Here is a 16096-nt window from a genome sequence, read left to right on the forward strand (position 1 = left end):
TTCCTGTCACGGACGGTTGTCTTATGGCAAAGTCGCCCCTTATAAGTCGACGCTTTTATCTAAAATGAACATCATAATTATCAGAAAATAAAGAATCATAATTACTTCCGAATGGGAGTGATTTATCATACTAAAGGTCAAACATGAACGATATCCATGAGCATAAGATCCTGATCTTAGACTTCGGCTCTCAATATACTCAGCTTATTGCCCGTCGTATCCGTGAAATCGGTGTTTATTGTGAATTATGGGCGTGGGATGTTTCTGAACAAGACATTCGTGAATTTGCGCCTAACGGTATTATCCTTGCGGGTGGCCCTGAAAGTGTAACGGCTGAAAACTCTCCTCGCGCTCCTGAATACGTATTTAACGCTGGTGTTCCTGTGTTGGGTATCTGCTATGGCATGCAAACTATGTCAGAGCAATTGGGTGGTAAAGTTATCCAAGGTGTTGGCGAAGGTGAGTTTGGTTACGCCCAAGTTGAAATGATCTCAGAATCAGCCTTGTTCAAAGACATTGAAGATGCTGTATCTGAGCATGGCAAGCCGCTTCTTGATGTGTGGATGAGCCACGGTGATAAGGTTTCAGAAATCCCTGATGACTTTAAAGCTGTAGCGCAAACTGAAACATGTCCATACGCCATCATGTCGAATGAAGACAAGCGCTTTTATGGTGTTCAGTTTCACCCTGAAGTAACTCATACTCGTCAAGGTCTACGTATTTTATCTAACTTCGTATTAGATATTTGTCAGTGTGATGCCAACTGGAAACCAGCAAACATCATCGAAGATGCGGTTGCTCGTATTAAAGAGCAAGTGGGCGATGATGAAGTTATTTTAGGTCTTTCAGGTGGTGTTGATTCATCGGTTGTGGCTATGCTGCTTCACCGTGCTATTGGCGATAAGCTGACGTGTGTGTTCGTTGATAATGGCTTACTGCGTTTGAATGAAGCCAAGCAAGTAATGGAAATGTTTGGCGATCACTTTGGTTTAAACATCGTGCATGTCGATGCTGAAAACCGTTTCCTTGAAGCCTTAAAAGGTGAAGCTGATCCAGAAACCAAGCGTAAGATCATTGGTCACGTCTTTGTTGAGATCTTCGATGAAGAATCTAAAAAGTGTGTGAACGCTAAATGGTTAGCACAAGGCACCATCTATCCTGATGTGATTGAATCTGCGGGAAGTAAAACGGGTAAAGCGCATGTGATCAAGTCTCACCATAACGTAGGTGGGTTGCCTGACGATATGGAGCTTGGTTTAGTTGAGCCATTACGTGAGCTGTTTAAAGACGAAGTTCGTAAGATCGGTCTTGAGTTAGGCTTGCCATATAACATGCTTTATCGTCATCCATTCCCTGGTCCGGGTCTTGGTGTACGTGTGCTTGGTGAAATCAAAAAAGAATACTGCGATTTGCTACGTCGTGCTGATGCTATCTTTATTGAAGAGTTGCATGCCGCTGATTTGTATAACAAAGTCAGTCAAGCTTTTACTGTGTTCTTGCCTGTTCGTTCAGTGGGCGTAATGGGTGATGGTCGTAAATACGATTGGGTTGTATCACTTCGTGCCGTTGAAACCATCGACTTTATGACGGCGCATTGGGCACACTTACCGTATGACTTCTTAGGTCGAGTATCGAATCGCATCATTAACGAAATCGATGGTATTTCGCGCGTGGTTTATGATATTTCAGGTAAGCCACCAGCTACTATTGAGTGGGAATAATTATTAATGCCGATTATTGGCTATTATTTAGCTTAACAACTGCTGAATAAAGTCACATTTGTAGTAAAAACAAAGTGATATATTTGTAAAATATCACTTTGTTTATTTCAAGTTCAAGGTACGCAATGGCTGGTAGGCCAGTTTTTTCTTTAGGAGGAGAGCAAAGCTGGTTTGACCCTAGTTATCAACTGTCTCCTCTTGATGCATTGACACTTAATTATACTCATGATTGGCTTTATACTCCCCAAGGTAATAATGAAGTGTTAGTACCAACATCTGAATATTTTAAAGCTCATGGTAGTGGTGCATCACCTCAAAGCGCGGACTATCAGTTTGTTCAGTGTTCACAAAGTATTCCTCCCCAAATACCAGATCCAGATCAGCATAGTCTTGATGATGAGTTTTCGGATGATGATTCTTATAAAAGTGGCTCTGATGGTAGTGACAGAGAAGCAAAGCCTGATGTCGCGCTAGAATGTATGCCTTGGAGTAAAGCAAAAGCCTTCCGCTTGATTCAATTATCCAAAACGCCAGAGGGCAATCTTTGTCGGCCTTGCATTAGTGAACCAGTGCAACAACCAAATACAACACACTTACCTGATCTCATTCCATTAGTAAACTCAGTTCCAACAAACAATGAGATACCAAAGCACGATGACTCAAAATGTACTATGAGTAGAAAAAAAGGAGACGTTTTTACTAATGGCGACGTGTCCTATTTTTTGAATGAAAAGCTTGAACAATGGGGGGAGAGGGTTGTTCACATTTTGAAGGGAGGCGATGAACAGGAAGCGAAAGGTATTTTAAAGCTCTTCTTTACAGCTTGTTTACAGCATGTTAGCGAAACTTATAATGGTGGCTATTCTGCGCAAGTTGAAAAAGTAGAACAAGTATTTAAGGAGTGCAATAAGGTACTTTCTTGTCCTCTCATGGTGATACTAAAGCCAATCCCATGTGAAGTTTTCGAGTGTTATATTCGATTATGTTGTGAATATGGTCGATTCCCCTTAGCTGAAGATATGCTCTTTAATCAAATTGAGCTGGTTTATAAACAAAAACCAACTGTTACTTGTATCATTGATTTTCTGAAATGTTGTCGTCTCCTGAAAAGAGCAGATAAAATAGAGCTTTTGATATCCGAAAAACTGAATTATTGGCATATACAAGCTACACCGGAAATGTATCTAGAATTATTTCAGTCTTACTACAACTTAGGGAAGATTGATAAAGTTCAGCGATTTATGATCATGAATTTGGAAGTTATAATACCAACACAAGGTGCTTTACGTTGTGTTGATGCTTTTATTAGCTTTTGTGCAAATTGTGGGTTACCCGGATACGCTAGATGGGCATTTGAAGTTTGGTTTACTAATAGAGAAAGATATATTAGTCGGGATCATGTAGAAAAATTAAAATTGGCGTGTAAGAATTCGATCAAAGCTCGTAATGGTAACATTAGGGAAAATATTCTTTATGTAATCTCAGTGATTAAATTTCTAAAACAAAAAATAAAAGTAAGCTTGCATCCATGTATTTCGCTACATGAAATTGAGCAGTTTGAAAAATCACTTAATTTAACCCGATTATGGCATTAATAACATCAATCCAAACAGACGAAAAATGGATGCAACGCGCAATGGAGCTTGCAGAGCAAGCTGAAGCTAAAGGTGAAGTGCCTGTTGGCGCTGTGCTGGTGATAGATGACAAAGAAATCGCCTCTGCTTATAACTTGAGTATTGCGGCTCATGATCCTTGTGGTCATGCTGAAATTCGTTGTCTAAGAGAGGCTGGAAAAGCGCTAGAAAACTATCGGCTTATTGATACTACTTTGTATGTCACTCTAGAGCCTTGCAGCATGTGTGCTGGGGCAATTATTCATGCCAGAGTGGGACGCGTCGTGTTTGGTGCAAAAGATGAAAAAACAGGTGCGGCGGGTAGTGCGTGTAATGTGCTGCATCATCCGTCAGCGAATCATATTGTCGATCTTAGCTCTGGAATTTTAGAGCAAGAATGCAGCCATCAACTGAGTCAGTTTTTCAAAAAACGCCGACAAGAAATCAAAGAACTAAAACGCTTAAAACGAGAGCAGGCTGCTGAAAAAATTAATCCTCAGTAGTGAGAAAGTTAAAGAATAACTTTTGTCGTTTGATCACTTGCATGTGACGTTGCTTAAGGTGCATGCGACGTCTGTTTGCTGTATTCACTATTTTTCTTCTCATGATTTACTCCTTTGTAATTAGAAACTGTTTATTTTTCTGTCTCGGAAGGTACAGCTCCTTGTACAGACTATAGCGTAATCTAGGTAAGTAATGTTACAGAAATAAGACTGGATAACGACTTTTTCAAGATTGGATCAAACAAGTAGCAGATTATTAATCAGAAAATACCATTCACATTAATTAATTGTGTTTATAGAGGAGCTTTAGCACAGGAAATATAAGGCGCAATGACGAATCATAGCCGTAGCTATGGTGAGGAATTACAACGCGGTAGTTGCAAAGCTAAAGCTCAATCTAAGGCACAATTAATTGATACGAATGGTATAAAAAACAGTTTTTTGAAAATAGGTCGTAGAAACATGCGGTAAACCCTATGATCTTAGAGTGGGTAGGATGAATTCACTCATCGAATTATCTATAATAGCGCGCAAAAATAAAGGTGATGTTTGCTGATTTTTCGGCTGATTGTGTGCCTGAAAAATTAACAACTCACTACACCCTGTACCCCAACATAAACATAAGGTGAACAGACGTGATGGAGATCATCCGCGGAGCCCCAGCACTTTCGGATTTTAACGTGCAAAAATTGCTGCAAGCATGTCGCAGCCAATCCCTTCCGGTGCAAAATATATACGCCGAATTTATCCACCTCGCTGATACTAGCGCCCCACTCGAAACCACTGAGCAACAACAATTAGAAAAACTGCTTACGTACGGTCCTAAGTTGGAAGTGCATCAGCCACAAGGTCAACTTTTCTTCGTTACTCCTCGCCCTGGCACCATTTCTCCTTGGTCTTCAAAAGCAACCGATATTGCCCACAACTGTGATTTAAGCAAAGTGAACCGTTTAGAACGCGGTATTGCGTATTACGTTGAAAGTGATGCGTTAACTTCTGAGCAGCAGAACGTGCTTTCAGGATTATTGCATGATCGAATGGTTGAAGCGGTATTTACCGATATCGAATCAGCGAGCGTGTTGTTTGTGCAAACCGAACCTAAGCCGTTTACTAGCGTAAACATTTTAGAGGAAGGTCGCACTGCTCTTGAGCAAGCAAACCAATCTATGGGCTTAGCACTTGCGGAAGATGAAATTGATTACTTGGTTGAGAATTTCACTCAACTAGGTCGTAACCCAAATGACATCGAGTTGATGATGTTTGCTCAAGCGAACTCTGAGCATTGCCGTCATAAAATCTTTAATGCCGATTGGACAATTGATGGTGAAAAGCAGCCAAAATCATTGTTCAAGATGATTAAAAACACCTTTGAAACGACACCTGATCACGTTTTATCGGCTTACAAAGATAACGCCGCTGTGATGGAAGGCTCAGTTGCAGGTCGATTCTTCCCAAATCAAGACGGTACCTATAACTATCATACTGAGCCAATGCATGTGCTGATGAAGGTTGAAACTCACAATCACCCTACGGCAATCAGTCCGTATCCGGGGGCTGCAACAGGCTCAGGCGGTGAAATTCGTGATGAAGGCGCAACGGGTCGTGGCTCTAAACCTAAAGCGGGTTTAACGGGCTTCAGTGTTTCTAACCTTAACATCCCTAACTTTGTTCAACCTTGGGAAGGGGATTATGGTAAGCCGAATCGCATTGTTAGCGCTTTAGACATTATGACCGAAGGCCCACTCGGTGGCGCAGCATTCAACAACGAGTTTGGTCGTCCTGCGCTATTAGGTTACTTCCGTACCTATGAGCAACAAGTTTCAAGCCACAACGGTGTTGAGGTTCGTGGTTATCACAAGCCAATTATGTTGGCGGGTGGTCTAGGTAATATTCGCGAAGATCACGTTCAAAAAGGCGAAATCACCGAAGGCGCTAAGCTTATCGTTCTTGGTGGTCCTGCGATGAACATTGGTCTTGGTGGCGGTGCAGCATCGTCAATGGCATCGGGTCAATCATCAGAAGATTTAGATTTTGCTTCAGTACAGCGTGAAAACCCAGAAATGGAGCGCCGTTGCCAAGAGGTTATCGACCGTTGCTGGCAAATGGGGGATGAAAACCCAATTCAATTTATCCATGACGTAGGCGCTGGTGGTCTATCTAATGCTTTGCCTGAGCTTGTAAGTGATGGTGGTCGTGGTGGACGCTTTAATCTTCGTGACGTGTTATCCGATGAACGTGGCATGAGTCCACTTGAGATTTGGTGTAATGAATCGCAAGAGCGTTACGTTATGTCTGTAGCGCCTGAAAACCTTGAAACGTTCACCAAAATTTGTGAGCGCGAACGTGCTCCATTCGCCGTTGTAGGTGAAGCAACGGTTAAGCAAGAACTAGTATTAGACGATCCACATTTTGATAATCAGCCTATCGATTTACCGTTAGAAGTGCTTCTTGGTAAGGCACCCAAAATGAGTCGTGATGTCGTATCTAAATTGGCACAAAGCCCAGCACTAGACCAAAGTAAGATTGATGTTGCAGATGCGGTTAAGCGTGTGCTTTCGCTGCCAACGGTTGCTGATAAAACCTTCCTGATCACCATTGGTGATAGAACCGTTACAGGTCTAGTAAACCGTGACCAAATGGTGGGGCCTTGGCAGGTACCGGTAGCAGATTGCGCTGTAACAGCTTCAAGCTTTGATAGCTACACAGGGGAAGCGATGTCTATGGGTGAGCGAACGCCATTGGCACTTCTTGATTTTGGTGCTTCCGCACGTATGGCGGTAGCAGAATCGATTATGAATATCGCAGGTGCGGATATTGGCTCAATGAAGCGCATTAAGCTATCTGCAAACTGGATGTCTGCTGCTGGTCACCCAGGTGAAGATGCTGGTCTGTATGAAGCGGTGAAAGCCGTAGGCGAAGAGTTGTGTCCTGAGCTTGAGTTAACCATTCCTGTTGGTAAAGACTCCATGTCGATGAAAACTGCATGGCAAGACAATGGTGAAGATAAAGCGGTAACGGCGCCAATGTCTCTCGTTATTTCAGCCTTTGGTGTGGTGCGAGATATTCGTAATACCGTAACGCCAGAACTCCGTACTGACAAAGGCGACACTAAGTTACTACTCATTGATTTAAGTGAAGGCAATAATCGCTTAGGTGGTTCTTGCTTAGCTCAAGTCTATAGTGAGCTAGGTGATAAAGCGCCTGATTTGTCTAACCCTGCCTTGCTGCGTCATTTCTTTGAAACGACACAAAAGTTGGTTGCCGATAAAGACGTGATTGCTTACCACGATCGCAGTGACGGTGGTGTATTCACGACCTTAGTGGAAATGGCATTTGCGGGTAATACTGGCTTAGACATCGACTTATCTGCGCTTACAGGTACTCATCTTGAGCGTTTGTTTAATGAAGAGTTAGGTGCGGTGATTCAAGTGCCAGCGGATAAAGCCGCTGTAATTGCTGCTCAATACAATGCTGGTGGTGTGGCTTGTCATGTAATTGGTGAGTTATCGCAAGGTGACCGAGTAACCATTAAAGCTGATGGTGCTGAAATTTACTCTGAAAGCCGTGTTGCATTACGTCAATTGTGGTCAGAAACTACATACCGCATGCAATCGCTACGTGATAACCCTGAGTGTGCAAAACAAGAGTTTGATTTAAAACTTCAAGCCGATGAGCCGGGTTTAACTGTTGATTTAAGCTTTGACACTCAAGAAGACATCGCTGCGCCTTATATTCTGAAAGGTAACGCCCCTAAGATGGCAATTTTGCGTGAGCAAGGGGTAAACTCACACATCGAAATGGCGGCAGCATTCGATCGTGCAGGCTTTGAGAGCCGTGATGTTCATATGTCTGATATCCTTTCTGGTCGCATTAGCTTAGAAGAATTCCAAGGTCTTGTAGCATGTGGTGGCTTCTCATATGGTGACGTACTGGGCGCAGGCGAAGGTTGGGCGAAGTCAATTCTGTTTAATAGCCGTGCTCGTGATGAATTCAGTGCTTTTTTTGCGCGTGAAAGCAGCTTCGCATTGGGCGTATGTAACGGTTGTCAGATGTTATCTAATCTGAAAGAAATCATTCCGGGTAGTGAACATTGGCCACACTTTGTACGTAATAAATCAGAACGCTTTGAAGCGCGTTTCAGCTTGGTCGAAGTTCAAGAAAGCCCATCGTTGTTCTTTGAAGGTATGAAAGGCTCAAGAATGCCGATAGCGGTATCTCACGGTGAAGGCTTGGCGGAATTTGCTAATGCCGATGCACTCGCAAATGCTGAAGCAACAGGAACCGTTGCGCTTCGTTATGTGAACGGTCATGGACAAGTAGCGACTCAGTATCCTCAAAATCCGAATGGTTCGCCAAACGGTATCACGGGCTTAACCACAACGGATGGAAGAGTAACCATTATGATGCCACATCCTGAGCGTGTGTTCAGAACGGCAGCAAACTCGTGGCACCCAGACGAGTGGGGTGAAGATAGCCCATGGATGCGTATGTTTAGAAATGCGCGAGTAAAGTTAGGTTAATTCTGAACTCTTTTTAATATAAAAAAACCAATGAGTTGTTAGCTCATTGGTTTTTTACTTTTTGGTCCATCGGTTTCAGCTGAAACGCTAGAATTTTCGCTATTATCTGAAAAAGAGGGCATGGTCGAGTTATCATCATTATTGGAAGTTGTTGATGCCAAACTTTGTGGTGATGAAGAGGGAACTGCAACTGATAAGGTAACTGCTGCAGGATTAGGCAGACTCTTCGCTATATCAGCTCTACGGACATGGAAATATAAGGCTTCCCTTAAGCTTGCTAAAATCTCATTGGGGTTATCTGAACCTGCTTGTGACTGTTGCTCAAACCACATATCGACAAATTGGCCAGTTTGATAACTTAAATTATCCTCACCCAAAAGACTGAGTAAAGAAGCGTTACTCGTCATGTTTTTTGACCATGCGAGAACCAGAAGGCAATCCATATCATCTTTTTTTAATCTATCTGATAGTATTCTTTTCAACTGAGATAGAAGTGCTGCCTTGTGAGTAGGTGCAATCTGTGGAAGTTCCGAAATCAAAGTTTGATATTCAGTTAATGAAACGTCATCGGTTACACTTTGACCCTCAGATACTTTTTTAGAAAGGCTTTGGTTAACAGGAGCTATGCATAGAACCAATGAATCAAGCTGATCCCCTTCTACATTGTCAAACCATGCTATTAGCAGTGCCACAATTGCTTTAACAGTGATGGTTGGCTGCTTCCCTTTTGTAAGAGGCTCATAAAGCACTTCTGGTATTTCAGGAAATGCTCTCATCATATTTACTAGCGATGACCAATCACGGGGGCTAATTTGTTTTTTAGTAGAAAACACAATCTATGTATAAGTTCGGGCTCAGTTTCTTTTTTTATCGGGGGGATTTTAGTCTGAATAGACGTCACACTTTGAGCTGCTGAATTCGTACTCATAGAACTCGCAGCACTTTCACTATAGCTTGAAGTGGCTGAATAGGCATTTGTGGCTGCTGGTAAATGAGGTGAGGTTGGACTCCATTGATAATCATGATGCCTTTGGTGACCCCATGCGCTATCAGTTTCATGATGACTTCTATTATTAAAATAGCCGTTTCCCTCTGGTGGCTGACTGTAGTGCGAGGAAAGGCCTGAGGTTACACCATACTGATATCCACCTGAACAGTAATGGGGGGCTGGTGGATAAGGTGATGAGGTTCCTTGAGGTGTGGTGCCCCATTGCTGACCTGGTGTTTGATGTAAATATTGATTATAGGGGGCTTGATAAGCGTAACTAGGGTCTACAGGTGGTGTCCGTTCGGCCATTCTCATACCTTGATTATCTGATGCATTTGTCAACAAATTATCACAGGCTATATGACTTAATGATTAAAGATTATTAATCATTAGGTTGGTGAAGCTTTAGAGCGATAGAGAATAAAAAAGCAGCCTTTGCTGGCTGCTTTTAGATACTGAGAATTAAATAATCTTTTATTCAACCACTTCCGCGTTGTGATAAACGTTCTGAACATCATCACAATCTTCAAGCGCAGCAACCAATTTATCGAATTGTTCAATTTGCTCAGCATCGCTGATTTCAGTCATGGTTTGAGGTACCCAAGAGATGTTTTCTACTTTAAATTCAATGTCACCCAAAGTATCAATCAGTGCTGTACGAGTTTTGTTGTATTCAGTGTGCGGGGCATAAACGCTAGTTAAGCCGTCTTCTACTTCTACATCTGTCACATCCACATCTGCCATCATTAGAGCTTCTAAGATAGCTTCATCATCATCGCCTTCAAATACAAATACGGCAGAGTGATCAAACATATGTGCTACAGTACCTGGGCCGCCTAATTTTGCATCGTTTTTAACGAAAGCTTGGCGAACTTCAGTATAAGTACGCTTAACGTTATCAGTAAGGCAGTCTACGATTAGCATACAGTTATTCGGACCAAAACCTTCGTAACGTGCGCCTTCGTAATCTTCACCGCCGCCACCTTTGGCTTTATCTATCGCTTTTTCGATAACGTGAGCAGGAACTTGGTCTTTTTTGGCTCTAGTGATTAGGTGTTTTAGCGCGATGTTTCCGTCAGGCTCAACACCACCATTTTTGGCACATATATAAATTTCTTTACCGTAACGTGAGTATAAGCGAGTTTTCATGCCTGCTGTTTTGGCCATAGACTCTTTGCGGTTTTGGAAAGCTCTTCCCATCTTAGTCTCTGTATCTCAAATCAAAAGTTCATCAATTCTAACAGGTTCAATTTTTATTTGTAGGTGTATAGTTGAGAGCCAACCAATTTGAACTATAACTAAAGAGTTAGCTTTATTTGACCTTAGAGGAATTTATGGATCAAAGTAACATCATTCCTAAAACGGCAACGGTTACAGTCACTTATATTGATACTCGTTCCGGTGATAAAGTATATAAATTGGTGATGCATGAGATGCCTGTCAGTGATAAAGGCAGGGTTATTTTCCCTGATGATTTTAGAGAAAATAAACACATCCTTTCAGTTTTTAATGGTGCCTGTGATTTTTTAAATGGCGCAGGAGAAAGAGAGCCATTTGCTTATGTTTCCAATTTTTAAGCTCTGATTTTGTGTTAAGTGCGTCACATATTTGATTGTTTTTGATTTAAAACAAACGATGAGTTTAATTCTGAACAAAGAAACTGTAATTGCTTGTAATTAGCCCAATACTTTTTGATAATGCAAGCAAAACATAAGCACTACAAAATTTTAACCTACTAGATTGGCTTAATTCCTTATCATGGATTTGAACAACAACTTCCCCAAAACAAAAACTGTCACCGTATTATATTTTGAAGCTCCTGCCGGTGCTGTTTTGTATTCATCCGTATTACACGAATTACCATACAGCGAAAACAGCCGTATCGTATTGCCTAATACATTTCGAAAAGGTAAAAATATCATTGCTGTGATGGAAGGCAATTGCCGTTTACTAAATGGGATGGGTGAGCGTATTTCGGTTGTTGAGGCAGTTAATGAATAAATAAAATTGCTCATTCAGTTTACCGTCAGCTTGATTTGTTAGCCTAGTAGCTCATTGATTTACATAGGGTTGTATTTATGGCTAAAGTCGGCTCAGCTCTTGTTTTTGTTCAAGTATATAAATCGGGACAAATTGCAGATCTATCTTCAAAAGATTTAGAGTCACTTAAGGGGTTTGTGGCTAAAGCTAAGCTCAAAGGCGGACATAGTGATACCAAGTTTTTTGAAGCTAGAGTGCGTAATGATCATAGTGGTAAAACGGATATCCATAAATTCAAAGTCACAATTAAATCAGGTGGAAGTTATACTGTGACTGAGAATAATGGACGAACATCTGATAAAAGTACCTCTTTAAGTAAATATTTTTCTACCATATTGAATGGTAAATGATGAGACACTAACAATTTTCGACTTCACTTTCTCTAAGTTTCGATAACTTATAATAGGCTGCTTCATAAACTGAGCCTTTAGTAAAGCCATTATTGTTCGGCTCTCCAGCGCCTTTTCCTGTTAGTAGTTTTATGGCTTGGCTTACATGGCTGATTGCCCAGATATGAAATTGTTTTCGTTTGACGGCTTCAACAATATCGGCTCTAAGCATTAGGTTATCCACATTGCTTTGCGGGATGATCACCCCTTGTTGTTCGCTGAATCCTTTGGTCATACAAACATCAAAGAAGCCTTCGATTTTTTCATTAACCCCACCGATTGGCTGAGCGACTCCAAATTGATCCATTGAGCCTGTAATAGCAATATCTTGCCTTAGTGGAACCTCACTAATGGCAGATAACACTGCACAATATTCGGCAAGTGAAGCACTGTCACCGTCAACGCCTGCATAAGACTGTTCAAAGGTAAGGTAAGTGGTTAAGGGGATTTCTGCGCTTTTACCGAGTATTGAGGCTAAGTAAGATGTTAAAATTAATACGCCTTTCGTATGAATTTGCCCGCCCAGTTTGACTTTATGCTCAACATCTAACACTTCACCTTCACCATAAGCTGTATTAGCAGTAATACGACTCGGTAATCCAAAACGATGCTCGCCTGTTGATATAACGGTAAGGGCATTAATTTGCCCTATGGCTGCTCCAGAGACTTGTAATAAAGTCCGCCCAGACTCGACATCTTCTTTCATCATGTCTTGAAGTTTGGAAACTCTATGCTCTTGGTTGTCTAAGGCTTGTTTCACATGTTCAGCACTGATTTTTTTAGCATTTAAGTTTTTGGCTACAAAATTAGTTTCACGCAGTAAATTGGCAATGTCTGCAGAGTATAAAGACAATTTGTTTTGGTCATCAGCTCGACGAGAGCTGTATTCAATAACGCGCTCAATGGCTGATTTATCACAATGAAGCATGCCATTATCATGGATGATAGAGGCTATGAACCTAGCGTATTGTTGCTCGCTGGTTTCAGTTCTCGGCATACTAGTTTCAAAATCAGCTGTGACTCGAAATAGCTCTTTAAAATCTGGGTCGTAGTGTTGCAGCAGGCTATAAGTTTGATGGTCACCAAACATGATGATTTTTACATCAAGGGGAATCGCTTCGGGCTCGATGGAAATGGTGCCGGATAGTGTGACTTCACGCTCCAATGAGCTTAAATCCAATTTTCGTGCTCGTAGTGCTCGCTTTAAGCCATCCCAAACATAAGGGCGTTCTAGGACTTTCATCGCGTCGATCATCAAAACACCACCATTGGCTTTATGAAGACTGCCAGCCCTGATCAATGAAAAATCGGTAAATACCGTACCCTTAAAGGTGGCATTTTCAACATAGCCGAATAAGCTGTGATAGCTTGGGCTTTCTTCGACTTTTATGGGAAAGTGTTCGCTTTGTTGTTGAACAAGAACATTAACTTGATAGCGACGCGGCATCTTTTTTTCAAGGGTAGCGTAAGCGAGCCCAAGTTGGTCTTCACTTTGCTCAATAAACAAATCAACGTTAGTGACCATGTCTTTTTGCATTGCAACAAGATGTTGACTGACCTCTTCATTAGATTTGTATTTATCAAATAAAGGTTGGATAAAGTGGCAAATAACTTCTAACGCCGTTTGCTCATTATGTTCTTGCTGTTTATCGCTGAATTCTTCTTCCCATTTGGTAAAGGTTCGAACGGCTCGCCTGAGCTTAGTTTCAAGCTCTCTGATGCTTTTTTCAATCGCTTCTTTTTTCTTTTTTGACAGTTTTTCAAAACTCTCTTCGGTATGAGGCTCTTTACCGTTTAGTGCCATAAGCTGGTAATCACCTTGCGGAGTAACGACTAATTGAATGTTTTGTTTTTCAGCTTCTTTGGTGATTTTGGATAGCTCTTCATCTTGCTGATCAGCCAGTTGTTTTTTAAGTTGATCTGATCGCTTGAAGTACATCTCATTTTCAAAGGAAAGGGGAAGGGCTTTGACTAGACGTAATACTAACTTTTCTATGTCCTCTTTAAATTCATTGGCGAGTCCGATATCGAGCTTAAGTACTTTAGGGCTACGAGGTTCATCGAAATTACTGACGTAGCACCAATCAAATAACTCTCTATGAGACTTCAACTGATTTAGGTAACGCAACATCATGGTTCGCTTACCTAAGCCATTCTGACCGATAGCAAAAATGTTGTAGCCTTTCTCTTCCATGCCCATCGCGAATTCAACAGCTTGTTGAGCGCGCTCTTGTCCAACAATTTCATTGATAGGGACTAATTTTGCCGTGGTTTGGTTTTTAGTTTTTAGAGATTTGAGCTTGCATGAGCGATAAACGTGAGTAGCAGAAAGTTTTTTTACAGGAGCATAAAAAGAAGAATGCAGCGCGTCAGTTTGAGTCATAATCCGTCCTGATGTTTAAGGCGTTTTTCTTTGAATAGTGGTACAGCTTAAACCTGAGCTCAAAGTATGAGAAAGAATTTTATAAGGTAATCATTACTATCTTAGTATAAATCTACCGAATATGAACAGTATGATTTTCATCACAAAACTGAAGCAAATTCAAGGAGTCTTGCTATAACTTAAGTAAAGGGCTTGTTCCTTAATTATAAAAAGCTAATCACAAGGAGTGTGTTATGCAAGAATATTTTATTTGGATAATTTCAGCCACTTACGTAGGTGTTTTTTTAGCCATGGTATTGACCACTTATATTGATAAGCAATATCAGAGTAAGCACAACTCTCAATAGTGCTCTTTAAATATAAAAAGCAGCTAAGTACATTATTACCTAGCTGCTTTTTGTTTTTAAAATAGGGTTAAACGCCTTTACGTACAGCCTTTACAGCTCGCTCTACCATTTCTGGTGCTGCGCCTAAGTAATTATTCGGATCTAAAACTTTATCTAAATCTTTACCAATCTCTTTTTTAAGCTCAGGGTTTGCGAGAATGATTTCACGTAAGGTTTGACCTGGCTTCGCCTTTTTAATCGCAGTTTTTACGGCTTTATAAGCTTTATTGCGACCAATTTTAACGGCGAGATATTGCATAACCGACTCAGACATTGAGTAACCTTCAGATAAATCAAGGTTACGTCTCATACGCTCAGGGAAAACTTCAAGCTTGGCAAACATACGTTCAGCACGGTTTAGCGACGCAGAGGTGATCAAGAACATTTCAGGAATTAAAGACCATTCAACAATCCAAGGTGAACCTGTACGAGTATCGGCGTGAGCTGTGATTTCAAGTACACCAGACATACGAAGGCGAGCCATTTGCGCTAAACCGCCCATAAACTCAGAGGCACGAGGGTTTTTCTTTTGTGGCATTGTGCTACTTGCGCCGCCTTCACCTTCTTTCACTTCACCTACTTCAAGGCGAGACCAGTTATTGATGTCAGTGGCTAGGCGACCAAGGGTACCGTGGATTAAGCCTGTAACTGCGACTGCTTCAGCAAGGTGATCACGGCTTGCGTTCCATGCCATCAAAGGTGTGTTCAAACCCAGTTGTTTCATCACCTCAGCTTGTACTTTTAACCCTTTCGGTCCTGTTGCAGCAAGCGTTCCTACCGCACCCGTTGATTGACCTATGGTGACACGTGGCATCAAGTCAGCAATACGTTTACGGTGGTTATGTAATTCGACCATATACGTCGCAATACGGAAGCCAAACGTCGTTGGCGTGGCTTGCTGACCATTGGTTCGAGCCACCATTAATGTACGTTTGTGTTTTTCAGCCAAATCAGCCGTTAGCGCGATAACATCCTCAAGTTGCTTGTCGATTAACTCTAAGGCTTGCTTTACTTGAAGTACGGTGGCGGTATCCATTACATCTTGAGTAGTACTGCCCCAATGCAAATAGTTGCTGACTTCTTTGCCGCCAGCCTTACGAATGATTTTGGTCAGGGTTGAAATCGAACGACCCGTTTTATTGGTGCCTTTGCGAAGGAAGTCTAAATCAATGTTTTTCCACTGTGCCGCTTCGGCAATCGCTTCTGCATTTTTCTTTGGAATGACGCCATATTTAGCTTGAGCGTTGGCAAGCGTGCGCTCGTATAACAACCAGTTTTTAATTAAGTTCTCATCTGAAAATACTTGGCGCATTTCTTTGGTGCCAAACAAGTCGCGATAAATGACAGAGTCAAAAACAGACACATTAGGTGCGTAAGGCTCAGCCATAGTCTCTGCGTGAGTGGTGGTACTGTTACCAGCAAACAAACTGGCGGTTAAACATAGAGAAAGAATTGTTTTTTTCATAATTGCTTCCTTTGCTACAAGTTAATTGCGAGATGTCAAAGTCGCCCTTACTTATTGTTTAGTTGTACCGTAAGGGCGGGGTTTTTGT

General features: G+C 41.6%; 12 protein-coding genes. 7 read left to right on the forward strand and 5 right to left on the reverse strand.

What is annotated here, in order from left to right; translation table 11 throughout:
* The first annotated feature begins 143 nt into the window (after positions 1 to 143).
* From guaA to purL, 4 genes are all read left to right on the forward strand, one after another.
* The gene (gene guaA / locus E2H97_RS04040) at positions 144 to 1721 is read left to right on the forward strand and encodes a glutamine-hydrolyzing GMP synthase (protein WP_133405945.1); all 1578 of its coding nucleotides are present in this window, start codon (positions 144 to 146) and stop codon (positions 1719 to 1721) included.
* 125 nt (positions 1722 to 1846) lie between these two features.
* On the forward strand, positions 1847 to 3316 hold the full coding sequence (locus E2H97_RS04045; protein ID WP_133405946.1) for a hypothetical protein: 1470 nt from the start codon (positions 1847 to 1849) through the stop codon (positions 3314 to 3316).
* On the forward strand, positions 3307 to 3837 hold the full coding sequence (gene tadA, locus E2H97_RS04050) for a tRNA adenosine(34) deaminase TadA (RefSeq protein WP_133405947.1): 531 nt from the start codon (positions 3307 to 3309) through the stop codon (positions 3835 to 3837). The genes E2H97_RS04045 and tadA overlap by 10 nt, the downstream gene beginning before the upstream one ends.
* Before the next feature lie 638 nt (positions 3838 to 4475).
* A complete protein-coding gene (purL, locus tag E2H97_RS04055) occupies positions 4476 to 8357 on the forward strand; it encodes a phosphoribosylformylglycinamidine synthase (RefSeq protein ID WP_133408566.1) in 3882 nt (1293 codons plus the stop codon).
* Between the two features lie 38 nt (positions 8358 to 8395).
* On the opposite strand, the gene E2H97_RS04060 is transcribed toward purL, so the two are convergent.
* The 3 genes from E2H97_RS04060 to E2H97_RS04070 all read right to left on the reverse strand — a co-directional run bounded on the left by E2H97_RS04060 (position 8396) and on the right by E2H97_RS04070 (position 10545).
* Positions 8396 to 9190, reverse strand: coding sequence for a hypothetical protein (locus E2H97_RS04060; protein WP_133405948.1), 795 nt, complete (start codon positions 9188 to 9190; stop codon positions 8396 to 8398).
* Entirely contained in the window at positions 9142 to 9654 is a 513-nt protein-coding gene (locus E2H97_RS04065) for a hypothetical protein (RefSeq protein WP_133405949.1), read from the reverse strand. The genes E2H97_RS04060 and E2H97_RS04065 overlap by 49 nt, the downstream gene beginning before the upstream one ends.
* 165 nt (positions 9655 to 9819) lie before the next feature.
* Positions 9820 to 10545, reverse strand: a complete 726-nt coding sequence (locus E2H97_RS04070) for a YebC/PmpR family DNA-binding transcriptional regulator (RefSeq protein WP_133405950.1) — start codon at positions 10543 to 10545, stop codon at positions 9820 to 9822.
* Positions 10546 to 10679: 134 nt separating this feature from the next.
* On the opposite strand from E2H97_RS04070, the gene E2H97_RS04075 reads away from it, so the two are divergent.
* The 3 genes from E2H97_RS04075 to E2H97_RS04085 all read left to right on the forward strand — a co-directional run bounded on the left by E2H97_RS04075 (position 10680) and on the right by E2H97_RS04085 (position 11735).
* Positions 10680 to 10922, forward strand: a complete 243-nt coding sequence (locus E2H97_RS04075) for a DUF2375 family protein (RefSeq protein WP_133405951.1) — start codon at positions 10680 to 10682, stop codon at positions 10920 to 10922.
* Between the two features lie 181 nt (positions 10923 to 11103).
* Complete coding sequence (locus E2H97_RS04080; protein ID WP_133405952.1) at positions 11104 to 11346, forward strand: TIGR02922 family protein; 243 nt, start codon at positions 11104 to 11106, stop codon at positions 11344 to 11346.
* A gap of 77 nt (positions 11347 to 11423) precedes the next feature.
* Positions 11424 to 11735 carry a hypothetical protein gene (locus tag E2H97_RS04085; protein WP_133405953.1) on the forward strand — a complete coding sequence of 104 codons (312 nt, stop codon included), beginning with the start codon at positions 11424 to 11426 and terminating at the stop codon, positions 11733 to 11735.
* A 7-nt stretch (positions 11736 to 11742) separates the two neighbouring features.
* Here the strand turns inward: E2H97_RS04085 and E2H97_RS04090 are convergent, their stop codons facing one another.
* Both E2H97_RS04090 and E2H97_RS04095 read right to left on the reverse strand, forming a co-directional pair.
* A complete protein-coding gene (locus E2H97_RS04090; protein ID WP_133405954.1) occupies positions 11743 to 14157 on the reverse strand; it encodes a Lon protease family protein in 2415 nt (804 codons plus the stop codon).
* Between the two features lie 414 nt (positions 14158 to 14571).
* Positions 14572 to 16008, reverse strand: coding sequence for a class-II fumarase/aspartase family protein (locus tag E2H97_RS04095; protein ID WP_133405955.1), 1437 nt, complete (start codon positions 16006 to 16008; stop codon positions 14572 to 14574).
* Between the last annotated feature and the right edge of the window lie 88 nt (positions 16009 to 16096).

The sequence above is a fragment of the Parashewanella tropica genome, from assembly GCF_004358445.1.
GTDB classification, from domain to species: Bacteria; Pseudomonadota; Gammaproteobacteria; order Enterobacterales; family Shewanellaceae; genus Parashewanella; species Parashewanella tropica.